This window comes from Pontibacter sp. 13R65 (assembly GCF_047525655.1).
In the GTDB taxonomy this organism is placed as follows: Bacteria; Bacteroidota; Bacteroidia; order Cytophagales; family Hymenobacteraceae; genus Pontibacter.
In genome coordinates, this window is the sequence record NZ_JBLIQL010000001.1 from 58,800 (window position 1) to 80,930 (window position 22,131).

25 protein-coding genes are annotated in these 22,131 nt (G+C 47.2%); 12 read left to right on the top strand and 13 right to left on the bottom strand.

Going from position 1 to position 22,131, the window contains the following annotated elements; translation table 11 throughout:
* Positions 1–18 precede the first annotated feature (18 nt).
* Complete coding sequence (gene rocD / locus ACMA1I_RS00230; protein WP_414703848.1) at positions 19–1,260, bottom strand: ornithine--oxo-acid transaminase; 1,242 nt, start codon at positions 1,258–1,260, stop codon at positions 19–21.
* Between the two features lie 373 nt (positions 1,261–1,633).
* Between rocD and ACMA1I_RS00235 the strand changes: the two genes are divergently transcribed.
* From ACMA1I_RS00235 to rimO, 7 genes are all read left to right on the top strand, one after another.
* Positions 1,634–1,804 carry a DUF5522 domain-containing protein gene (locus tag ACMA1I_RS00235; RefSeq protein WP_337066219.1) on the top strand — a complete coding sequence of 57 codons (171 nt, stop codon included), beginning with the start codon at positions 1,634–1,636 and terminating at the stop codon, positions 1,802–1,804.
* 132 nt (positions 1,805–1,936) lie between these two features.
* On the top strand, positions 1,937–2,176 hold the full coding sequence (gene rpmB / locus ACMA1I_RS00240; protein WP_147922067.1) for a 50S ribosomal protein L28: 240 nt from the start codon (positions 1,937–1,939) through the stop codon (positions 2,174–2,176).
* Positions 2,177–2,778: 602 nt separating this feature from the next.
* The gene (rpmG, locus tag ACMA1I_RS00245; RefSeq protein WP_337066220.1) at positions 2,779–2,967 is read left to right on the top strand and encodes a 50S ribosomal protein L33; all 189 of its coding nucleotides are present in this window, start codon (positions 2,779–2,781) and stop codon (positions 2,965–2,967) included.
* 3 nt (positions 2,968–2,970) lie between these two features.
* Positions 2,971–3,123 (top strand): DUF4295 domain-containing protein, encoded by a 153-nt coding sequence (locus ACMA1I_RS00250; protein WP_229960470.1) that lies wholly within the window; start codon positions 2,971–2,973, stop codon positions 3,121–3,123.
* A 119-nt stretch (positions 3,124–3,242) separates the two neighbouring features.
* Positions 3,243–4,205 (top strand): signal recognition particle-docking protein FtsY, encoded by a 963-nt coding sequence (ftsY, locus tag ACMA1I_RS00255; RefSeq protein ID WP_337066221.1) that lies wholly within the window; start codon positions 3,243–3,245, stop codon positions 4,203–4,205.
* A 7-nt stretch (positions 4,206–4,212) separates the two neighbouring features.
* Positions 4,213–4,806, top strand: a complete 594-nt coding sequence (locus ACMA1I_RS00260) for a carboxypeptidase regulatory-like domain-containing protein (protein WP_337066222.1) — start codon at positions 4,213–4,215, stop codon at positions 4,804–4,806.
* A gap of 3 nt (positions 4,807–4,809) precedes the next feature.
* Entirely contained in the window at positions 4,810–6,123 is a 1,314-nt protein-coding gene (gene rimO / locus ACMA1I_RS00265; protein WP_337066223.1) for a 30S ribosomal protein S12 methylthiotransferase RimO, read from the top strand.
* A 160-nt stretch (positions 6,124–6,283) separates the two neighbouring features.
* On the opposite strand, the gene ACMA1I_RS00270 is transcribed toward rimO, so the two are convergent.
* The gene (locus tag ACMA1I_RS00270; protein ID WP_337066224.1) at positions 6,284–6,664 is read right to left on the bottom strand and encodes a PH domain-containing protein; all 381 of its coding nucleotides are present in this window, start codon (positions 6,662–6,664) and stop codon (positions 6,284–6,286) included.
* A gap of 254 nt (positions 6,665–6,918) precedes the next feature.
* Here ACMA1I_RS00270 and bshC point away from each other — a divergent pair, with 254 nt between their 5' ends.
* Both bshC and ACMA1I_RS00280 read left to right on the top strand, forming a co-directional pair.
* Positions 6,919–8,481, top strand: a complete 1,563-nt coding sequence (gene bshC / locus ACMA1I_RS00275; protein ID WP_337066225.1) for a bacillithiol biosynthesis cysteine-adding enzyme BshC — start codon at positions 6,919–6,921, stop codon at positions 8,479–8,481.
* Positions 8,481–9,062, top strand: coding sequence for a 5-formyltetrahydrofolate cyclo-ligase (locus ACMA1I_RS00280; protein WP_414703849.1), 582 nt, complete (start codon positions 8,481–8,483; stop codon positions 9,060–9,062). The genes bshC and ACMA1I_RS00280 overlap by 1 nt, the downstream gene beginning before the upstream one ends.
* A gap of 224 nt (positions 9,063–9,286) precedes the next feature.
* Here ACMA1I_RS00280 and ACMA1I_RS00285 read toward each other — a convergent pair whose 3' ends face one another.
* The 5 genes from ACMA1I_RS00285 to mnmD form a co-directional block, all read right to left on the bottom strand.
* The gene (locus tag ACMA1I_RS00285; protein WP_337066227.1) at positions 9,287–9,583 is read right to left on the bottom strand and encodes a hypothetical protein; all 297 of its coding nucleotides are present in this window, start codon (positions 9,581–9,583) and stop codon (positions 9,287–9,289) included.
* A gap of 261 nt (positions 9,584–9,844) precedes the next feature.
* Positions 9,845–10,291 carry a MarR family transcriptional regulator gene (locus ACMA1I_RS00290; RefSeq protein WP_337066228.1) on the bottom strand — a complete coding sequence of 149 codons (447 nt, stop codon included), beginning with the start codon at positions 10,289–10,291 and terminating at the stop codon, positions 9,845–9,847.
* Positions 10,291–10,782, bottom strand: a complete 492-nt coding sequence (locus ACMA1I_RS00295; protein WP_337066229.1) for a glutathione peroxidase — start codon at positions 10,780–10,782, stop codon at positions 10,291–10,293. The genes ACMA1I_RS00290 and ACMA1I_RS00295 overlap by 1 nt, the downstream gene beginning before the upstream one ends.
* 303 nt (positions 10,783–11,085) lie before the next feature.
* Positions 11,086–11,469 (bottom strand): methylglyoxal synthase, encoded by a 384-nt coding sequence (locus ACMA1I_RS00300; RefSeq protein WP_337066230.1) that lies wholly within the window; start codon positions 11,467–11,469, stop codon positions 11,086–11,088.
* 112 nt (positions 11,470–11,581) lie between these two features.
* On the bottom strand, positions 11,582–12,262 hold the full coding sequence (gene mnmD, locus ACMA1I_RS00305; RefSeq protein WP_337066231.1) for a tRNA (5-methylaminomethyl-2-thiouridine)(34)-methyltransferase MnmD: 681 nt from the start codon (positions 12,260–12,262) through the stop codon (positions 11,582–11,584).
* Between the two features lie 224 nt (positions 12,263–12,486).
* On the opposite strand from mnmD, the gene ACMA1I_RS00310 reads away from it, so the two are divergent.
* Both ACMA1I_RS00310 and rlmN read left to right on the top strand, forming a co-directional pair.
* Entirely contained in the window at positions 12,487–12,915 is a 429-nt protein-coding gene (locus ACMA1I_RS00310) for a thioesterase family protein (RefSeq protein ID WP_337066232.1), read from the top strand.
* 21 nt (positions 12,916–12,936) lie between these two features.
* Positions 12,937–14,010 carry a 23S rRNA (adenine(2503)-C(2))-methyltransferase RlmN gene (gene rlmN / locus ACMA1I_RS00315; protein WP_337066233.1) on the top strand — a complete coding sequence of 358 codons (1,074 nt, stop codon included), beginning with the start codon at positions 12,937–12,939 and terminating at the stop codon, positions 14,008–14,010.
* Positions 14,011–14,225: 215 nt separating this feature from the next.
* On the opposite strand, the gene ACMA1I_RS00320 is transcribed toward rlmN, so the two are convergent.
* The 6 genes from ACMA1I_RS00320 to ACMA1I_RS00345 all read right to left on the bottom strand — a co-directional run bounded on the left by ACMA1I_RS00320 (position 14,226) and on the right by ACMA1I_RS00345 (position 20,260).
* A complete protein-coding gene (locus ACMA1I_RS00320) occupies positions 14,226–15,203 on the bottom strand; it encodes a YihY/virulence factor BrkB family protein (protein ID WP_337066234.1) in 978 nt (325 codons plus the stop codon).
* A gap of 233 nt (positions 15,204–15,436) precedes the next feature.
* Entirely contained in the window at positions 15,437–16,891 is a 1,455-nt protein-coding gene (locus tag ACMA1I_RS00325; protein ID WP_337066235.1) for a DUF4403 family protein, read from the bottom strand.
* Positions 16,892–16,974: 83 nt separating this feature from the next.
* A complete protein-coding gene (locus ACMA1I_RS00330; RefSeq protein ID WP_337066236.1) occupies positions 16,975–17,304 on the bottom strand; it encodes a thioredoxin family protein in 330 nt (109 codons plus the stop codon).
* 172 nt (positions 17,305–17,476) lie between these two features.
* Positions 17,477–18,127 carry a hypothetical protein gene (locus ACMA1I_RS00335; RefSeq protein ID WP_337066237.1) on the bottom strand — a complete coding sequence of 217 codons (651 nt, stop codon included), beginning with the start codon at positions 18,125–18,127 and terminating at the stop codon, positions 17,477–17,479.
* 95 nt (positions 18,128–18,222) lie between these two features.
* Positions 18,223–18,954, bottom strand: coding sequence for a DUF3891 family protein (locus tag ACMA1I_RS00340; protein ID WP_337066238.1), 732 nt, complete (start codon positions 18,952–18,954; stop codon positions 18,223–18,225).
* Between the two features lie 334 nt (positions 18,955–19,288).
* The gene (locus tag ACMA1I_RS00345; RefSeq protein WP_337066239.1) at positions 19,289–20,260 is read right to left on the bottom strand and encodes an NAD-dependent epimerase/dehydratase family protein; all 972 of its coding nucleotides are present in this window, start codon (positions 20,258–20,260) and stop codon (positions 19,289–19,291) included.
* A 417-nt stretch (positions 20,261–20,677) separates the two neighbouring features.
* Here ACMA1I_RS00345 and ACMA1I_RS00350 point away from each other — a divergent pair, with 417 nt between their 5' ends.
* Complete coding sequence (locus ACMA1I_RS00350) at positions 20,678–21,976, top strand: hypothetical protein (protein ID WP_337066240.1); 1,299 nt, start codon at positions 20,678–20,680, stop codon at positions 21,974–21,976.
* Positions 21,977–22,131 lie beyond the last annotated feature (155 nt).

The following is a 22,131-nucleotide window of genomic DNA, read 5'->3' on the forward strand; positions in this document are numbered from 1 at the left end:
CTACTGATTTGCCCGTGCTTAAAAGTTCATGATCACGCCTTCTATTATATCGCAGCAGGCGTGTATTTGGTCTTCGGTAATAACCAGTGGAGGTGCAAACCTGATAATGTCGCCGTGGGTGGGTTTGGCCAGCAAGCCTTTGTCTTTCAGCGCCACGCACACATCCCAGGCGGTACGGCCATCGGCGGTAGGTTCTACAATAATAGCATTGAGCAGGCCCTTTCCGCGTACCAGAGTCACGAGTTCTGGCCGCTGCTGTTTCAGGCGCTCCATGCGCGCCCTGAAAACCTCGCCCATGGCCTTTGCATTCTCAGTTAGCTTTTCTTCTTTTACAACCTGCAGCGCTGCTATGGCTACCACTGCTGCCAGAGGGTTTCCGCCAAACGTGGAGCCATGTTCGCCAGGTTTAATGCACAGCATAATTTCATCGTTGGCCAGCACCGCCGATACCGGCAGCACGCCGCCCGACAGCGCTTTCCCCAATATCAGGATATCGGCTTTTACTCTGTCGTAATAACCAGCCAGCAGCTCGCCAGTGCGCCCAATGCCTGTCTGAATTTCGTCGGTAATAAACAGCACATTGTATTTGCGGCAGAGCGCGTGCGCATTTGCCAGGTAGCCTGCATCCGGAACAACCACACCGGCTTCGCCCTGAATGGGTTCTACCATAAAGGCGCATACATTTGGGTTTGCCTGCAGTGACTGCTCCAGTGCCTCCAGGTCGTTGTAGGGTATCACTTTGTAACCGGGCATGTAAGGGCCGAAGCCTTTGGTGGAGTCGGGGTCGGTAGAGAAGGAGATAATGCCGGTGGTGCGCCCATGGAAGTTGCTTTCTACCACTATGATCTCTGCTTTGTGCGGTGCAATGCCTTTTTTAAGGTAGCTCCACTTGCGGGCCAGCTTAATGGCGGTCTCTACGGCCTCTGCCCCTGAGTTCATGAGTAGCGACTTCTGGTAATCGAAATACTCACAGATATACTGCTCCGCCAGCCCCAGTTTATCGTTGTAAAAAGCGCGGGAAGTAAGGGTGAGCTGCTGGGCCTGCTCTATTAGTGCCCCTATGATCTTAGGGTGGCAATGGCCCTGGTTCACGGCGCTGTAGGCCGACAGAAAATCGTAATAGCGTTTGCCCTCCACATCCCAGAGGTACACGCCTTCGCCACGGTTCAGCACCACAGGCAGTGGGTGGTAATTATGCGCGCCGAATTGGTGCTCAGTGTCGATGGCTTGTTGGCTCGAAGTGATGGTTTGCATAGACATAGTTTTCAGGGTTTAAAGAGACACCTGCAGTTGCAGGCAGTGGTTATATTTTACCAAGATAATACATAATGGTTGTGAATGTAGCGAATTTGGGCTATTCAGCCATATCAGGAGTTAGATATTAGACTCTGAATACTGAATACAGATCTATTTCTAAATGGAAAGTTCAGAGTTACTCAGTTAATTTCTCTCTCAAAATTCAATATTTCCTTACATCATTCCCACAGCCACCATTCAGCCCTTAGACAATCAACAACCAAATTCTTCTAATGAGATTGCCCTTCCAGAGGCTTTGGCGCAAAATTAGGCTGAGGGTCTGCTATTTCTGATTTCTGCTTAACTTTGCACCTAAGTCAAATTAATTTAGCAAAAATTGGGCGGACAATTAAAAGAAGGCGAAGACTATTATCTGAACGAGCAGGGGCTAATGGTTTTTACAGCCAAGTACCACCTTAAACGCGGCTATTGCTGTCAGAACGGCTGTAAGCACTGCCCCTATGGCTTCCATAAAAAGCAGCAGCAGACCGGTCGGCAGGGGCGTTAGCAGGCCGGTTTGGTGCGGCAGGAGAGGTGTTTTAACAGCTTCGGTATAAAAATATTAGCTATGCTTTTGACTTTCTGTAACTTTTTTATGATCTTTGCACCCCTATTGAAATAATTTAGAAGAATATACAAGATGGCAAGAGTTTGCGACTTAACCGGAAAAAGAGTACAAGTTGGTAATAACGTATCACACGCTAACAACAAGACTAAGCGTAAGTTTTATCCAAACCTTCAGAAGAAGCGTTTCTACATCCCTGAAGAAGATGCATGGATAACCCTTAAAGTTTCAACTTCAGCTTTAAGAACCATTAACAAAAATGGTATTACAGCTGTTCTGAAAAAAGCTGTTGAGCAAGGATATATCCTTTACTAGTAACCATTAACCGGCAACGGGTGCTGCTGGTATAAGCAAGCTTTGTCAGTAAAGCACGCAACCCGGAAACGCCATCTGGTACTTGTAGATAAAGCATACCGGCAACGGAGAGAGCTACTGCCCATGCAGTCTTCGCCTCGCTCCGTTGCTGTTTTTTTGTATGAGGCCAAGCCAGTTTAATGTGTTAGTGGGCTGCTACGCTGATTAACGCAGTGTTGAAGGTGTGGAAATTTTGGTTGGGTGAGGGTATGAAGAGTTTTTAGCTCTCTTCTGATAGAAGATTTGTCACCTTATGCCCTAGCCTTTAAAAGCTCGCATAAGCTTCCGGAAGGTCATTTTTATTGCAATAATTTACTTGTTGTATTTAAAATGGAACCAAGCAGCGCGCGCAGCACCTTAAAAGGGAATGCCTAAAGGCACAAGAGGGTAGGCTAACACATTTGTAAAAAGTGGTTTTAGCATCGAAAACCCTGCTAAACAAATAAAGATAACAGAAAGAGCAAATATTGCTTCGAAGGTTTAAATAAAAAGATGCAGTTCGTTTGCAATGAATAATTTAAGCTCGTATATTTGCAGTCCTAAATAAAAAATTACTAGTTGAGATGGCTAAAAAAGCAAAAGGTAATAGAATCCAGGTAATCATGGAGTGTACAGAGCATAAAGCTACTGGCCTGCCTGGAACTTCAAGGTACATCACTACCAAAAACAGAAAGAACACTACTGGGCGCATGGAGCTTAAGAAGTATAATCCTGTATTAAGAAAAGTAACCTTACATAAAGAAATTAAATAGACCATGGCTAAGAAAGTTGTTGCGACCCTGAAGACCGCTACAGGCAAAGACTGGGCAAAGGTAATTAAAGCTGTAAAGTCTCCTAAAACAGGTGCTTACACTTTTAGAGAAGAAATGGTACCTGTTGACAAAGTACAGGAGTTCCTGGCTAAGTAATACAACCTACTACTACTCTACTTTACATAGATAGAATCACTAAGAAGTCCCTCGTTTGGGACTTTTTTGGTATATTACCGTGTCACTTGACACAACACAACACCCTACACTGAATTAAGATGGGAATTTTTGACTTTTTTGGTAAAGAAAAGAAAAAGGAGTCTCTGGATAAAGGTCTGGAGAAGTCCAAAACTAACTTTTTTGGACAATTAAGTAAGGCCGTTATGGGCAAATCCACAGTAGATGTGGGCGTGCTGGACGAGCTGGAGGAAATACTCGTTAATGCCGATGTAGGGGTAGACACCACCATCAAAATAATCGACCGCATCGAAAAGCGGGTAGCACGCGACAAGTACGTGAGCACAGATGAGCTGGACAGGATACTGCGTGAAGAGATCGCGGCTCTGCTTGGCGAGAACAAAGCCGGAGACGGCGCTAACTTCGATTTACCCGCTGGCATAAAGCCTTATGTGATTATGGTGGTAGGTGTAAACGGTGTAGGCAAAACAACCACCATTGGCAAGCTCGCCTCTCAATTCCATAAAGCGGGGAAGCAGGTAGTGCTGGGTGCCGCCGATACCTTTAGGGCTGCTGCCGTAGACCAGCTTATTATTTGGGGAGAGCGTGTAGGAGTATCCGTTATATCGCATGGTATGAACACCGACCCTGCCTCTGTTGCCTACGATGCCGTTAAAAAAGGTGTAGACATGGGAGCCGACGTCGTGATTATAGACACAGCAGGCCGTTTGCACAACAAAGTAGGCCTGATGAACGAGCTCGCCAAAATCAAGCGTGTAATGCAGAAAATAACCGCAGACACGCCGCACGAAGTGCTGTTGGTGCTGGACGGTAGTACCGGTCAGAATGCCATCCTGCAGGCCCGCGAATTTACCAAAGCCACCGACGTAACGGCTATGGCCATTACCAAGCTCGATGGTACGGCCAAAGGCGGTGTGGTAATAGGCATTTCCGATGAATTTAAGATTCCTGTAAAATACATAGGAGTTGGCGAGAAAATAGAAGATCTGCAACTGTTCGACAAACAGGAGTTTGTGGAGTCTTTCTTCTCACGCAAAAAATAATACCTGTATGACCAAACTTTTGCTGTTGCCGCTCGTGCTGCTGCTTATTAATTGTATTGGATCCAATAAGGCCAGCACAAGGAAGGCGCAGAACGGTAAAGAGGAGCAGTGGCCGTTTGTGGGGGGACAGGAAGGGGTGATTAAGGTGAGAACAGAATGCTACACTAACGGAACTCCATTGACTGCATCTTCCCAGGCAGCACAGGAACAACAGGCAACCATACAGCAAGGCATTGCCGGCCGCGTACTATGGGTGAGCGGCAACCAAATGCCCTCTCCGGATGTGCCGCGCAGCAGCGGCAAAAAAGGTATACAGCGGCAGGTTTTTATTTACCAACTCACCAAAGGAGCACAGGCCACTACCACAGATGGTGTTTTTCACACCAAGATTCAAACTAATTTGGTAACTCAGGTTGTTACAGATGCTAATGGCTACTTTGCCGTTAGCCTGGAGCCCGGCCGCTACTCCATTTTTACAAAGGAGGAGCAGGGGCTTTTCGCCAACCTCTTCGACGGAGAGAATAATATTTACCCGGTGGAGGTGAAGCAGGGCGAGGTAACGCAAGTGGAGTTTCTGATAAATTATAATGCTACCTATTAAATCGTGAAAGTAAGAACACTCAAAAAAGACAAGGTAAACGTAATCACATTGGGTTGTTCCAAGAACCTGGTAGATTCAGAAGTGCTGATGGGGCAGCTGCGCGCCAACGATATGGATGTGGCCCACGAGTCTGAAAAGGACGATTCCAACATTATCATCATCAATACCTGCGGCTTTATAGACAATGCCAAGCAGGAGTCGATAGATACCATTTTACGCTATGCTGAAGAGAAAGAGGCTGGGCAGATAGATAAGCTGTACGTAACTGGTTGCCTTTCGCAGCGCTACAAAGACTCTCTGGAGGTAGAGATACCACAGGTAGATGCCTACTTTGGTACCCTCGAGATGCCACAGCTCCTGAAGAAGCTCGAAGCCGACTACAAGCACGAACTTATTGGCGAACGCCTGATTACCACACCTTCGCACTTTGCTTACTTTAAAATAGCAGAAGGCTGTAACCGCCCCTGCTCTTTCTGTGCTATTCCGCTTATGCGCGGCAAGCACGTAGACCGCTCCATCGAAAGTTTAGTGGGCGAAGCAAAACGCCTTGCTAAAATGGGCACCAAAGAACTTATTTTGATTGCGCAGGACCTGACGTACTACGGGCTGCAGCACTACGGTGAGCGTAAGCTGGCCGACCTGCTCCGCAACCTATCAGATGTGGAAGGCATCGAGTGGATCAGGATGCAGTATGCTTACCCGTCGCAGTTCCCGATGGAGGTGTTTGATGTGATGAACGAGCGCGATAACATTTGCAAGTACCTCGACATGCCATTGCAGCACATCTCCGATAACATGCTCAAGACCATGCGCCGTGGCATCAGCAAGCGTCGCACCATAGAGTTAGTAGACTCTATTCGCCAACGTGTGCCAGACATCGCTTTGCGTACCACGCTTATTGCCGGCCATCCGGGCGAAACTGACAAAGATTTTCAGGAGCTGTACGATTGGGTAGAGGAGACGCAATTTGACCGTTTGGGCATTTTTACCTACTCGCACGAAGAAAACACCCACTCCCATACTTTGGAAGACAACGTGCCGGATGAGGTGAAGCAGGAACGAGCCGATGCCATTATGGAACTGCAGCAGGGCATCTCGGTGGAGCTGAACGAAGAAAAGGTAGGCAATACATATAAAGTGCTCTTCGACCGAAAAGAAAGTGGCTATTATGTAGGCCGCACCCAATTCGACTCCCCCGAAGTAGACAATGAAGTGCTCGTGCCTGCCGCCGATGCTTATATACGCATAGGAGATTTCGCCAACGTAAAAATCACCGACTCTTCAGATTTCGATTTGTATGGGGAAGTGGTGAAGTAGATGTTAAGCGCTAGATATTAGAATTCAGAAAAGCCCTGCAAGTGTAATAGCTTGTAGGGCTTTTTGTTTAGGTAACCAGTAAATAAGTGGTGAAAACTGAAGCCTTTATGAACTACTGGAGCTGAATCAAACAAAAAGTTTAATACCTAGCATCTAATATCTAGTTAAGAACATACCTGCTCAGTACTCTGTATGCTTCGTTTATATTATCGCCTTTCCGGAAGTCTTGTTTAATGGTGGGCTCCGACTCGCCAGTGAGCCAGATTTTTAGTTCTGCATCGAGGTCGGCAATGCCGGCGCTTTCTTTTGAAAACATTTTAATGCTGGAGTAGGGGATGCTCTGGTAGTCGACTTTAGAACCTGTAAGCCCTTGCTTGTTCACCAGAATCAGGCGCTTGTTCGTAAAAATGAGCATATCGCGGATTAAGCGGTATGCTTTTTCGATCTGCTCTGTCTCCAGCAGAATCGGTTGGAATTCTCTGGTTATCTTATCTATCGACACTTCCGAGGCGTGTCCCATCATGCCGCTTAATAGTCCCATGGCTTTTCTGTTTAGTACATAAACTTGTACGAACAGGCGCGAAAATGGTATGGCAGAAAAGGGGGAAGCAATTTTTGGGAGGAACAGCCTGGCCTGCAGTAGCGTTTGCTTTACTGCCAGGTACTTGTTTCTGACTTTCCGGCTTTTATCAAATTATAAAACCTGTACATTTGTAGCAACAAATTTGCAACCCATTTGGGCTGGTGCTGTAAAACCAGGCAACAGCCATAAGCAATGCAGACGGACCAACCGACATGAAGATAACCAAAATGGAGTACGCCGCCACCGGTGCCTTCTCCCAAACGATACTCGATTACTTACGTTGTAGCGAGCAGCTGCAACCATTCTACAACCATTTCCCGACGTTGGAAGCATTTGAGGCACAACTACAGGAAAAGAGCTTTGGCCAGGAGCAACGCCAGATATTGCACCAGGCCCTGCAGGAACAATATGCCTCTGTTGCAGCCGTTAACCCGCAAGTGCAGCAAAACATAGACCTACTGCTGGAGCCGAACACCTATACCATTACCACCGGCCACCAGCTCAACATCTTTACAGGTCCGCTGTACTTCATATATAAAATAGTTACGGCCATCAACACCTGTAAAACATTGCAGGAGAAATACCCCGGTTACAAGTTCGTGCCAGTTTACTGGATGGCTACCGAAGACCATGATTTTGCCGAGATTAACTATTTTAACCTGTTCGGGAAGAAATTCAGCTGGCAGACAGAGCAAGAAGGAGCTGTAGGCCGGTTTACCACCGAAGGACTAGAGCAGGTGCTGGAAGAAATGCCGGAAGCCTACCCTTTGTTTGAAGAAGCTTATCGCAACAGCAAAACCTTAGCAGATGCCACTCGTGCCATTACACATGCGCTGTTTGGAGCGTACGGCCTGGTGAGTATAGATGGTGACCATGCCAGCCTTAAAAAAGCCCTGACACCAGTAATAGAAAAGGAGTTAACAGAACAGCTATCGTATAAACTAGTAACTGAAACCAGCGCACAGCTGGAGCAGCTAGGATACAAGCCGCAAGTGTTTTCACGTGAGATAAACCTCTTTTACCTGGACAATGGCTTGCGTGAGCGTTTGGTGGAGGAGGAGGGGCACTATAAAGTGCTGAACTCAGAAATCAGCTTTAGCCGCGAAGAAGCCCTGCAACTGGCAACAGAGCACCCGGAGCAGTTTAGTCCCAACGTTATTCTGAGGCCGCTGTACGAGGAGCTTATTCTGCCGAACCTGGCCTACATTGGTGGAGGGGCAGAAGTGGTGTATTGGTTTCAACTTAAAAAGCTGTTCGAAGCTTATAAGGTAGCCTTCCCGGTGCTGATGCTGCGCAACTCAGCGCTCTACATCAACAAAGGCAACGCCAACCGGATGCAGAAGCTGGGACTGGCGCCTGAAGAACTATTCCAGGATTACCAGAGCCTGAAAAAGCACCTGTCGGCACAGCTGCACGAAGAAGAGATAAGCTTGGAAGCACAACGGCAGGCAGTAGCCGATGCCTTCGCGCAGGTAGAGCAACTGGCCCGGCAGGTAGACCCTACTTTGGTAAAATCGGTGGGGGCGGAGGCGCAGAAAGCCAATAATGCTTTACAGCTATTGGAGAAGAAGATTTCGAAAGCACGCGACAGCAAGCATGAGCAAATCTTTAAGCAACTGGAGAACCTGAAGGAAAAGCTGTTTCCGGGGGGCAGCTTGCAGGAGCGCCACGACAATCTGCTCAATTACAGCACCAACAACCCCGATTTTATTCAGGCGCTAGTCAATGCCTTTGATCCGTTTGATCTTTCCTTCACGATACTGGAAGAGGCCTGATGCTGAAAACTGTGCTTCGGAAACAGATGTTGCAACAGCGCCGCGCCTTATCGGCGGCGGAGGTGCAGCAGCGCAGCCAATGTATTGCCGATGTGTTTTTTGAGCAGTTCCCGCTACAGGCTGGGCAAACGGTGCATGTGTTTCTGCCTATCCTGAAGAATAATGAAGTAAATACCTGGCTTATTATTCAGCGCTTGCGACAGGAGTTTGCTGCGGTGCGGGTGGTGGTGCCGGTAACTGATGTGCTGCAGAATACGCTCACGCACCACCACCTGGCAGAGGAGGCGGTGCTGGTAGAAAATGCCTGGGGTATACCAGAACCTCAGCATGCGCAACATGTGCGGGCGCAGGAGGTAGACATAGTGTTGTTGCCGCTGCTGGCTTTTGATACGCATGGGCACCGGGTAGGCTATGGCAAAGGCTTCTACGATCGCTTTCTGGTAGAATGCCGCCCTGATGTGCTGAAGATTGGCTTATCGTTAGAGCCACCTGTGTCGCGCATTGCAGACCCTCATCCTTTCGATGTGACACTGGATGCAGTAGTAATGCCTGAAGGTGTCTGGAGAAGTTCTAAAGCCTAATCCTCCAAAAGCCTGGACCAGGAAATGACTATAAAGCCTCTGGAAGGGCATTTTCATTAGAATAATCAGATTGTTAGTTGATGGATATCAAATGGTTAAATTGTTGGGAATTACAGTGAGTGAATGGAATAAGTGAATAGAGCAACTTTTAACTAATCAGGTTTCTAAGAAATAAAAAGGCCTGCCGAATTATCGGCAGGCCTTTTTATTTCTTAGAAACCTGATTAGCCTTTGTACACGATATTGAATTTCTTTAGCTCGTTTACCGGGCCAAACTCAGATTTTTCAATAATGCGGCCTCTTTTTTTCAGGTGCACTTCCATAGGAGCCATCGTTTTTGTCAGGTCAGAATTAATCACCTTCACATAAAATTTGCGAGCATCTTCTGAAGCTCCTTTTTCAAATTTATGCTTCGACTGATTACCATTGATCGGGAGACCTGGAATAACATGGTAGTTCGTGCACACTACTTCGTAAGTAGGCAGAAAAGGCTTAATAACTTTCTTAAATAATTTTTTCATTTATGGTCGGGTTGTTTTCAAAGCATATGGTAATTCGAATATACTAACTTGATCTTAATTATAAGCAAATGTATATTCTTTTTTATCAGTTAAAAACGCAGCTTACTACTATTTATGCAGCCTGTGTTAATGCAATGCAGCATGGGCTTAAAAGCACAAAAGTAACAGGAAAGTTCATTTTTGCACATTAATAAACCTTAATATAGATATTGCATTTTTAAAAAGGAAATTACCTGAAAGTATAAAGCACAAAGATTATGTTTATGTAGGCTGATGCTGCTTTAAAAACTCATCGAGCATGGTTTTAAGTGCAAAGGCTTTATCTAAAGGGAAGGCTGCATGGGCGGCAAGCTGTTCAGGAACAGTGGCTGCTTTGGCTTTTAGGTTAGCGCCTTCAGGGGTAAGAAAGAGTTGCACCTGCCGCTCGTCGGTGGTGGAGCGGTGGCGTTGTAATAAGCCCTGTTGTTCCAGCCGCTTGAGCAAAGGAGTAAGCGTATTGCTATGGAGGTGCAGCCTTTCGCCCACCTGGTTTACGCTCAAGCCATTATGCTCCCACAATACCAGCAGCACGAGGTACTGCGGGTAAGTAAGCTGCAGTTCGTGCAGCAGCGGCTGGTAGAGCCGGGTAATCAGTCGTGAGGCAGCATATAGCGGAAAGCAAATCTGGTTTTCCAGTTTTAGCTGCTCATAGTTTTCTGCCGTATCCATTATTTGTTTTTCGCGAGCAATTGCTGCACGTAAGGTTCAATCTTTTCGGGCTTGGTAATAGGGGCGAAGCGTTTCACAGGTTTGCCATCGGCATCTATCAGAAATTTGGTGAAATTCCATTTGATACGGCTGCCGAACAGGCCGCCCAGGTTCGATTTGAGGTAGCTGAACACCGGGTGCGTGTTTTTACCATTCACTTCCACTTTGTCGAACATAGGGAAGCTCACGCCATAATTGATCAGACAGCCTTGCTCAATTTCTTCTTTACCACCAGGTTCCTGGTTACCAAACTGGTTACACGGGAAACCAAGAATTACCAGGCCATCGTCTTTGTATTTTTTATAGAGTGCTTCCAAGCCTTCGTACTGTGGCGTCAGGCCACATTGGCTGGCGGTGTTCACCACCATCACGACTTTGCCTTTAAACTGCTCCATCGCCACCTCTTTGCCTTGGAGCGTCTTCGCCTCCAACTGATAAAAATTGTCTTTCATAATAAATCGGTTAAGATTATATCGTGTACGATGTAAATTTGCGTAAAGTTTTTTGAGAAAACTAATTGAGCAGATGCAAGATGTTTTGTCTGAATCAGAAATTGCAGGATGGTTAGTGATTATTCTCCCATCCACTCCACCACTCACTCAAAATTTACAAAATCAACTTCTCCTAATGAAAATGGCCTTCCGGAGGTGAAAACCGAGCTTTGAGCCCAAGGGGTATTGGCTTATAGCAGGAGATAAAAACAGAAAGTGGGGGCTATAAAGCCGACCAGCTGTGGAGGCGGGTCGGCTTCTGACTTAATGAGTGCCCGCGTCTTCGCCGCGTTCCAACACAATAAAATTGGCAGAGGCGCGGTTTAGTGCAATTGGTATGTTGTTGAGTACTGCCGTACGAATAAGTGTTTGAATATCGTGCTCGTGGCCGTGTGGGGTTTCAGCATCAATAAAGAAAATAATCTTACTGATTTCGCCTTGCAGAATTTTGGCAGCCAGCAGAATATCGCCTCCACTTGGCCCGTGGCCAAACGGCTTGATGTTCATGTCGAGCAGGTCGTTTATAAGGGCAGACGTGTTGGTAGTACCAACCAGGTTGTAGTGTCGGAGCACTTCCTGGTTTTCTTTTACCCAGTTAAGCAGGTCCGTCTTTTTATTATTATGGGCAATCAGAGCAATTGTGTTCATAAGAAATGATGTCATTAAGCGTTGTTTGCCTGGGTAAGATAATAATTCCTGTCGGTTTTCTGACTGATAATGTCTTTAATAATTCGCTTTAAAACGTAAGAGGCAGGTTTTACTAAACAACAGCAGGTTTTAAGCCACGTGTCATTTCGCGTTTACCGGGAGGGCCAGGCAAGGCCTCTATGGTAAAGCCAGCCGCTTTTAGGGCACGCTTAAAAGAACCCTTGGCACAATAAGTAACCAACACGCCACCCGGACGAGTAGCCTCAAACAGCTTCCGGAACATCTCTTCTGTCCAGAGTTCAGGCTGCTTTTCGGGCGCAAAGGCATCGAAATACACAATGTCGTAATAAGCAGCGGGCGGACAAAACTCCTCCAGGGTTTCATGAATTTTCTGCAGCGTAAAGTACGGAATAAGTTCGAGGGGCTCATTCCAGTTGCCCAAGTGCATCTGCTGAAAGTATTCTAACAGTTCAGGGTTCAGAATAAAGTTTCTGAACTGAAGCTGCTCTACCACCTCCTGTGTGAGTGGGTATTTCTCAAGGGTATCGTACTGCACAAAGGCCTTTTGTGCCAATGCGTACGGAAAAGTGAGTATGGCGTTTAGGCCGGTGCCAAAACCAACCTCCAGTATTTTTAAGTCTTTTTTCTGATCAAGAATGTACTCTAGTCCATGCTTTATAAAAACATGTTGCGATTCCTGCAATGCCCCATGCACCGAATGGTAATGCTCATTTAGCGCTGGTACATATAAAGTATTTGATCCATCTTTCGTTTGCCTGATTTCGAGCTGCATCTTTTTTGTATTACTTTAGACCTTGGTCAGTATTTTATGCTTTACCTAGCTGAACCCGGCAAAGATGCCGGAAAAGAACCTTTTTTGTTCTACCTGCCAGAAAAGTGAAACCCGATCAAGCTCTTACAAATGTACGCAATATTGCCTGTAGGTACCTACTGTTCCTGTATGTAGTTTTTGCTATACTCCTTTAACCCAAGCCTTTTAACTTTAAATTTCTGTTTATGCCCCGAGTAAAAGTAGCCATACCCGCCCAGTCTGCATTTGAAGCGCAACTGCCCATACGTATTACAGACCTGAACTACGGCGGCCACCTGGGCAACGACAGGCTGCTGTCGGTGCTGCACGAGGCCCGTGTGCAATTGCTCGCCCATTTTGGTTACAGTGAGCTGGATATGGGCGGCACCAGTCTAATTATGGCAGATGTGGCCATCGAATACAAAGGCGAAAGCTTTTATGGCGATGTGCTCACCGTAAAAATGGCCATAGCCGATTTGCACAAATACGGTTTCGATATAACCTACCATGTGGTGAACCAGCAGGACAAAGAAATAGCAAGGGCTAAAACCGGTATGCTCTGCTTTAGCTACACCACCCGCAAGCTAGCCACAGTGCCAGAAGAAGTTAAAATTAAATTTGAAACTAATGCCTGAGTAATTTTGTAATTTTGTGGTATGAACTTGATCGCAGACATTCCAATACTCAATAAGAAAGATATCCGTAAACTTTCGCTCGACGACCTGAAGGCCTGGTTAGTGGAGCAGGGAGAGAAACCCTTCCGTGCCAAGCAGGTTTTTGAATGGATCTGGAAGCACTCGGCCCAGTCGTTTGCGGAGATGAACAATGTGAGCCTGGCCCTGCGCGAAAAACTGGAACAGCACTTTGCTATTAATGCCGTAGAGGTAGCTACGAAGCAGATCAGCAACGATGGCACTATTAAATCGGCATTTAAACTACACGATGGCAATATTGTAGAAGGCGTGCTTATTCCGCACGACGAGCGCAAAACAGCTTGTGTGAGTAGCCAAGTCGGTTGCTCGCTTACCTGTAAGTTCTGCGCCACCGGCTACATGGACCGCGTGCGCAATCTCGATGCGGCCGAAATCTACGACCAGGTGGTGCGCATAAACGAGCAAAGTATGCAACAGTACGGCGAACCGCTTAGCAATATTGTGTACATGGGTATGGGCGAACCCATGCTGAACTACGCCAACGTTATGAAAAGCATCGAGCGCATTACGGCACACGATGGCCTGGGCATGGCCGCACGCCGCATAACAGTGAGCACAGCCGGCATCGCCAAAATGATAAAGAAAATGGCCGACGATGGTGTAAAAGCTAACCTCGCTCTTTCATTGCACGCTGCAAACGACGAGAAGCGAAACCAGATTATGCCTATTAATGAAACCAACTCAATAGAGGCTTTATCAGATGCGCTCCGGTACTACCACCAGGTAACCGGCCGCAAGGTAACCTACGAGTACATTGTGTTCGAGAACTTTAACGACACGCTGCAGGATGCAGAGGAGCTGTTGCGCTTTTCTAAAATCATACCTTGCAAAATCAACCTGATCGAGTATAACCCGATTGCCAACGCCGACTTTGTAAACACCGACGAAGACAGGTGGCAGAAGTTTATCTACTACCTTGCCGATCGTGGGGTGCAGGTAAATGTGCGCCGCAGCCGGGGCAAAGATATAGACGCCGCCTGCGGGCAGCTAGCTGTTAAAGAAAAGGCCACTGTATAAAATAGCCTGAAATATCTCCGGAAGGCTATTTTCATTAGATTAATTAAGTTGACCGCGACTTCTTGAAGGTTTACTAGTTGGGCTACTAGATAGTTGATTTAGAGCATAAAGGGGAGCAGGTAACAGATACAGACTATAAGATGAATAGGCTTCCTGGCAACAAAAAGAGCCTCTGCTGAAATACCAGCAGAGGCTCTTTTTGTTTAAAAACAATGTTATCCCTCTTGTTTAAATCTTCCTTCGGCCCTGGGGCGCCCGGTGCCTTCTTTGTGTTTGGTGAATTTAGGGTGCTCCACTATTTCCTGTTCTTTGTAGAACACAGCATGTGCTTTAGGCACAATTTGCCTCCCAAAAACGGTGGCATACTGCTGCGTAATTTCTGCCCCAACAAGTACGATGGCAGAAGTGTAGTATATCCACATCAAGATAACAACTATAGAGCCTGCTGCCCCATATGCAGAACCCGGGTCGCTGGTACCGATAAACCAGCTTATTAAGTACTTGCCAATTACGAACAGCAAAGCTGTAATGAGCGCCCCCACCCACACATCGCGCCAGCGAATAATGGCATCAGGCAGGAACTTAAACATTAAGGCAAAAAGTATGGTGATGATCGAAATCGAGATAACAATATCTACCAGACTGATGAAGACAACGCTTATTTCAGGAAAAGCTCTGGTAATATACTCGCTCAGGAACGCAATAATGGTACTCACCAGCAGCGACAAGAGCATCAGAAAGGCAATACTGAGTACAATGCCAAAAGAGAACAAGCGCACCTGAAGCATTTTTATAATGCCATTGGTTGGTTTAGGTTTCAGGTTCCAAACGGTGTTGAGCGACTGTTGCAGGGTGGCAAAAAATGTGGTAGAGGCAAAAATCAAGGTGCCAATACCTATCCAGAAAGCTATTCCGCCAGCTTCGCTGATGGCCGCATTCTGAACAATTTCTTCAATTGATTGTGCAGCATTTGGGCCAATGGCACTCGATATTTGCTCCGACAACTCCCCTGATACAGCCTTTTCACCCAAAAAGAAGCCTGCTGCCTGTATAATAATCACTAACAGTGGAGGAATGGAGAAAATAGCATTAAATGCTAATGCAGCCGCCAGTAATAGAGAGTTATTATCGTTAAAGCCCTCAAAAGTAGCTTTAAGGAGTGGCCATATTTTGCTTATAGTAGAATTTGCCATAGGCTGTACACTTTCAATTAGATTACTAAATGTTGTCTGTTGATACGGCACCCGAACAGAATTAGTTAATCTTAAGCCTATGGCTTGGTGATGTACGAAAGGTTGGAGTTAAGAGCGGCGACATTGCCTGCTCCTATAAGCAAGGGTTATTTATTTGTTTTACAACCTGAGATACTGCCTAATTTGCTTTTGTATAGCCACTCTTAACTCCTGCTATAGAATGAACTCTTGCATTAAAGCTTGTCTATGGTGGCGGTAAGGCTACCTTTGGCATTTACCACTGCTTTTATGCCGGTTGGCGTCAGGTAGATGTTGTCGGGGGTTATCTCGCGTATGTTTCCGCGCAGCAGTACCGACTCGTGCACCCTACCCGATTGGTTGAGAGTAGTTTGCAGCATTTTCTGGGCCTCAGTTAGCTGGCTCTGCACCGGTATGTTTACCTGAGCTTGAATAATGTCTATAAATTTGTTTTTGGCAAACCAACTGGCCGTACTTAATAGTTTGTCTTTGGTGTCGAGGGTGTAATCTACATCGCGCACTTTTATAGAGGCAGTCTGGGCATCGTAGTAAGGCGTACCGCGCAAGTAAACTTTGCCAGCGATTTTCTTAGTGAACATACCCGCTTTTGTTTTGCCATTTACATCGAGCATCAGAATGAGCTGGTTACCGCCTGGCGTAATGGTAGCGTTGTTAACGGTTACCTGGTTTTTGTCGCCATCGAATTTGTAAGTTTGCCCTGCTACCTGTGCCTGCAGCAGCTTGCTGGCATGCTCATACGGTATGTTGGCCGTTAGCCCGATCTGGATCTCGTCAGACAGGCGATTGTCGATAATGAGTTTCGGCAGTTTTTTATTTACGGCTAGTTGTGGCTTGCCATCGGTGGTAACAGAAATAAAGGAAGTAATGCCAATGCGGGTGCTGAGTGTGCCGTTTTTCATGAGGAGGGGAGCAATACGCACATCCTGCGGCACAATGCTGAGCCAGGCATTCAGGTCGTTATCCAGCTTCACGGGCTCCTGCACTATTAGCCAGGCATCCGATACATATTTACGCATGTCTAGGTACTGCTGCAGCTCCTTGTCGAGTTGTTTCGATATGTTACTCATTTGAGTTCTGATGGCAGGCTCCACAAAACGAGCCAGGCCAATTTTCAGCGGTCCCAGTTGGATTGTTGGTTTCGTGTTGCCCCACTCAAAGTCGCCGCTCGTAATGGTGTTAATCTTGTAGTCTTCTGTCAGGCCAATGCGGCTTTCTGTTTTAATAACCATATCGAAGGCAGTGTCTTCGGTTTTATCTATGGCCGGGCACAGTTTGCAAGGGTCCCACTTCCAGCGGCCTTTGGCGTAGATATGCAGCGGAATACTGAAGTAGACTTTGTCTTTCTCGGCCCGGATGCTAAGCTTGCCGTTTTTGGACACGGTTACGGCTACATTGTCATCGTTGAGATTACTGTCTTTATACAAAACGCCGGCAATCTCTTTGTTTAATTTCTCTTCTATGGTGGCAATAGAAACCGACACCGGAATGGTGATAGACGATAAACTAGGCTGGTACACCGATACAGCCGATGCGCCGGTTTCAGGAGCTTCGATGTTAAGTTTAGAAGTACTGGAACAGCCAGGCAAAGCCATGCTGCTGGTAATCGCCAGAACAAGGAAGGCGATTAGCTGAAGGGTTAATTTTCTCACGTTTATGCTGATTTTAAAAAAGCGGTGCAAGTTATGCTTTTTTGCATCAGCTAGTACGTCATGGTCCTTCAGATATTTTTATTCTAAAGATTGTCCGTCAGGAGCTTAGCCAGCATTTCTCTTATACCGTCTTCGGTAGAAACAATGCCGCAGTCTAATAAGGTCCCTTTCCGGTAAGTTGCGAAAAAAGGAGTGCCTGTCATTTTTACTTCTTTGCTCGAAACCGGATTCTCACGGGCGCTCATCCGAACAAAATAAATGCTTTGATAAGCTGGCTCTGTGGCTATTTTTCTGAAGCAAGGCGATAATACTTTGCAAATCGGGCAGTCTTCGTCTGTGAATTTTACGATTACTTTGTCTTTTTCAAAAATCAGTTTTCTGAGTTGTTCGTCGTTGGATTCTGTTATGGGCATTGTAGGGGCGTAGTTGGTTTGTGCACCTATTAGACGCAGAAAAGCTAAGACAGGTTAACTGCTTGGTCTGCTAAATTAAACCTGCAGTAGGTAATGCTCACGAGGAGGCATAAAAAAAGAGTAGTGCTTTAGGAGCAACTACTCTTTTAAAAGCTGTTAAGCAAATAAAGTTTTAGAACGCGTACCCGATTCGGATACCACCAGTCGAGAAGATATTAAAGGAGGTATTGTGGTAGCCATCTATAGTTTCGTCTGATGGACCGCCTGATTTATATTCCACCTTAACGTCACGGTCTTTGCGGTAGCCAAAACCTGCACCAAACTCAAATCCGGTAAAAAAGTTTTGAGCGATATAAAAATCCATACCAGCTACTACATTTAAGCCTAGGCCAAAGGCGCCACGTTTGTCATTGCCCGATGATGAGTTAGCTCCACGCACTAGTATGTTATTGTCTTCGTAGCGGGCACCAGAGAAGCTAATTGGCAGTTCTGCACCCACGTAAGGAGATAATCTGTTCGTGCCTGCAAAGTGCTTTTCTACCCCAGGAGCAATGGTTACTGATGTGTTACTTGTTTTAGCATCATCGTTCAATTTGGTGGCATCATGTGATAAGCCTACGCCCAGACGATAGGCCATTTCATCTGTTGCAAAACTGCGGAGCCTGATCTGGCCTCTTTGCAAAAAGGTGCCGTTGTTTAAGTTAATGCCCACTTCGGCTGTGGTGCTACCTGCTGTTGCTTTCAGGTTGCTGCCACCGTCTTGTGCCTGAGCACCAAAGGTTATAGTAAGCAGAAGCGCGAAGAGGAATAGTTTAATTTTCATGAGTTTTTAAATAGAGTTATACAAATATTGATTTATGCAAATATAACGATAACTCTACCCTTCATATTATAAAAATTAAAATCTCTTTCTTTTGGTCATGGTTTGTGGCTTAAGGTAAAGGCCTTAAAAGCTGGTTCTGTATGGTGCAGTACCTCTGCCAGCTCCGCATCGTTACTAAACGTAAGTTGCTTCAGTAGTCGATACTCTACCTGCACCTCCAGCTCCTCTTGAGTAAAAGGCCAGGGTTGCACTTGCACCTTGCCGCTAGTGTGTTGCAGTGCAAAGTAGGTTTCTGGTCCAGGGCCTTTGGCTATTTCTACGGCCCGCGCACCTGCCGGAAGCTCATTTTTGCAGAGAAGCAGGGAAAGGCTGTCGCACCAGTTTAAAATAGTATAGGCTTTTTGTGCTTCCTTTTGGCTGATCTTCAGGCTCTGTTGACAGTTTTTCTGTAGCTCCAACTGCTCATCCAGAAAAGTATCGGTGCCTTTGGTGTGGCCCCGGCTTGGCTCGTATAAAAACGACAGGTGCATAGAAGTGAGCAGCGTAACCCAGCGGCTCTGGAATCTGACAGCGTGCGCCAGTTTACGGGCTTGCTCTAGCGTAACAGGTAGTTGCGTAAAATCAGCTGGGGCTCCTGCTTCTGTCAGGCCATCGTGACCGCGCCAGGTTTTTTGCCGGTTGTCGTGGTTACCGATAGCTAATAGCGTTTCTACCCAATGGGCACACTGCAGCTCCGGCTTTAAATGGTAAGCTAATTGCGCTGCCAGCAACCCGTGCGCTTGCTGATATATTACCTCCCAACCTTGTACTGCTGTGTTTACAATCATACAATTTTCGGTTACGTTTGCTGTAGCGTAAAAACGGAAAAAGAGCAGATTTAGATGCTTTCCGAAAGCTTAGTTAGAAGAACACAAAATGTAGTTTGTTATACCATCCTGTTAAAAAATAGCTACTACCTGCAAGATCGTGTGGCTGCAACTGAGCTACAATATCAGGCCTATGACTCGAAATCTGGAAATTAACTACCTAAAGCTCAGGTTGTAAAGTGCTCAATTTGCGCGCTTTACAACCTGAGTCTTGTGTGGGCAGGCCTGGGTCATACAAAGGGTAAAAAACCTCTTGAAGTCCGTTTTTATTAGAATAATTTAAGTGGCTTAACCGCTAAGCTTCAAATGACAACTGTGCTTTCAGGTTCTCCAGCATATCGGCCGTCATGGCGTCTAGGTTGAAGGTAGGTTGCCATCCCCAGTCCTGCCTGGCCACATGGTCGGAGATAGTTTGCGGCCACGAGTCTGCAATTTGCTGGCGGGAATCTGGTTTGTAAATGATCTTGAATGAAGGTACAAATTTCTGAATAGAGGTGGCTATTTCTTTCGGAGAAAAGCTCATGCCGCTTATATTATAGGATTCCCGCACAGATATGCTTTGTGCCGGAGCCTGCATAAGGTCTATGGTCGCCTTTATGGCATCGGGCATGTACATCATGGGCAGGTAAGTATCCTGGTGCAGGTAGCATTCGAACGGTTGACCTGCCACGGCCTTGCGGTAGATGTCTACTGCATAATCGGTAGTGCCGCCACCCGGTAACGTTTTGTACCCGATCAGCCCGGGGTAGCGGAGGCTGCGAATGTCGAGCCCGTACTTTTTGTAGTAGTAGGCACACCACATTTCGCCAGCCTGCTTGCTAATACCATACACGGTGCTTGGGTTCATGATGGTGTGCTGCGGCGTTTGCTGGCGAGGAGTATCCGGGCCGAACACTGCAATAGAGCTTGGCCAGAATACCCGTTGTATGCCTTGTGCCAGTGCCAAGTCGAGCACATGAAATAACCCTTCCATATTTAAACGCCAGGCAAATTTCGGATCCTTCTCGCCAGTGGCCGAAAGCACAGCAGCCAAATGGTAAACTTGTGTGAACTTATAGCGGGTAGCCATCAAGGCCATGCCTGCGGGATCAAGTACATCCAGTTTCTCGAAAGGGCCGGAGTTTAGCAGGTCAGCTTGCCTTGGTTCGTAAATGTCGGCGGCTACTACCTGGTTTCCGCCGTAAATAGCGCGCAGACTGAGCGTAAGTTCTGAGCCAAGCTGCCCGCAGGCTCCAATCACCAGTATCGTTTCTTGAGTGTTTGCCATCTTTTGAGTTGAGGTAGTAGCCTGTTGGTCACAATACTCAAAGTAGCACCTATAAGTTCTGATTATGAAGAAAACAGGGCTGGCTGTCTGCAGGTGGCATGGGAGAGGTAGAAAAAGAAAACGCCTGCCGAATGCAAGCGCTCTCATTCTAAACTAAACTTATCCTAACGCTTACGCATCTAACGGATCAAAGGTAGGAGAAGAAGTAAGCACTTGAAACTGCCGGTACCAGATTTAACGATTACTTAACTTTCTGCAAAATAGCCAGAAGCAATATCCCGCAGGGCAAATCCATTTTTAATATATTTGTAAAAATGAGCCGTATGCAAGCGTAACATAAGAGAACATCAATCTTTTACGAGCATCAAAGCCACTTGTAGCATGGTAAGCGTGCTGGAAACGACGTAGACTGTTTATATGACATTTGAAGAGTACCTGATTAAGAAGCGGATAAATAAAGCCGCCTTTGAGGCTGCGGAACCAGCACGTTACAATGCCTGGGAAGCCATGTATGCCCAAATGCATCCGAACAGCTTTTACATGGCGCAGAAAATGGTGCTGAACGATATCCGTATAAAATACCATCTCCGGGAAGAAGATATACCCAAACCAGAGTCGGCCACAGCGGCACCACGCCCAGCAGCCCGACGCGCCGCACCGGCACGCTCTGCCACCGAAACGCCTGCAGAGGTACCCGTTGCTGCACCTGAGCCAGCAGCCGAAGCGACAGCCAATGAGCAGCCAGCTACGCCACGTCCTAAACCGGTAGTGCGCCGACCAACTATACCTGCCCGGCCGGTAGCAGAAGGCGAGGAAACACCGCCTGCTGCGGCTAAACCAGACGAGGCAGCCAACACACCGGCCACACCACGGCCAAGGCCAGTTGTAAAACGACCTGTTATCCGGAAACCAGCTGAGCCAGCTGCAGAAGGCTCCTCACGGCCTGAAGGCGCTGCTCCAGCGGCACAAAGACCAGCTGTGGCCGCACCCGAAACTGAACAGCCAGCTGAACAAACCTCTGATGCAACACCTGAGGCAGCCAAGCCAGCCCGTCCTAGACCGATTATAAAGCGGCCTGCCGCGCTGCAGAAACCACAGGAACCGATTGCCCCAACAACTCCTGATGAAGCTGCCGATGCTGCTGCCACAGCTGCACAGGAGCCAGCAGCATCGGCTCCCAAGCCCCCACGCCCAAGACCTGTAATCAAACGCCCGACTGCGGCTACACCACCGGCAGAAGAGCCTGAAAAGAGCGAGCCGGCAAGCGAGGCAGCACCTGCTGCTAAACCACCGCGCCCTCGCCCGATCATGAAGAGACCTGCTACAGCCACTGCAGCTGAGGTGGAGCCCGCTGCCCAGGCAGCTGCTCCGGAGGCAGCCCCGGCAGAAGCACCAGTCCCGGCAGCCACTGCTCCGGAACCTGCCACTGCGCCCGAAGATAAACCAAAGCCACCACGCCCGCGCCCGGTTATCAAAAGGCCATCGGCTCTCGTAAAGCCAACAGAGCAGGAGGTAAAGCCAGTAGAGGAGCAGCCAGCAGCGGCACCTTCGCCAGCAGTTATGCCTGTACCAGAGGAGCCGACAACGTTAAGGCAGCCGGAGCCGGAAGAGGAGCAACCAAAAGCAGCGCCCGAGGAGCCGCAGCAGGACGAAAAGCCAAAACCTCCCCGGCCACGCCCGATCATGCGCCGCCCTCCGCCTAAAACAGAGGAGTAATGCTTTTAGCAGGACACAAGACGTGATAAATTCTAAATTGTCATGAAGCGAGCGTCTTCGCTCGTGACTATTATTTTTAAGCTTTGGCCGTTACAGAAGCTAAAGCAGAGAACATCTTTTCTTTGATTTTAAATTTTAGAGAAGCACTTGTGTCT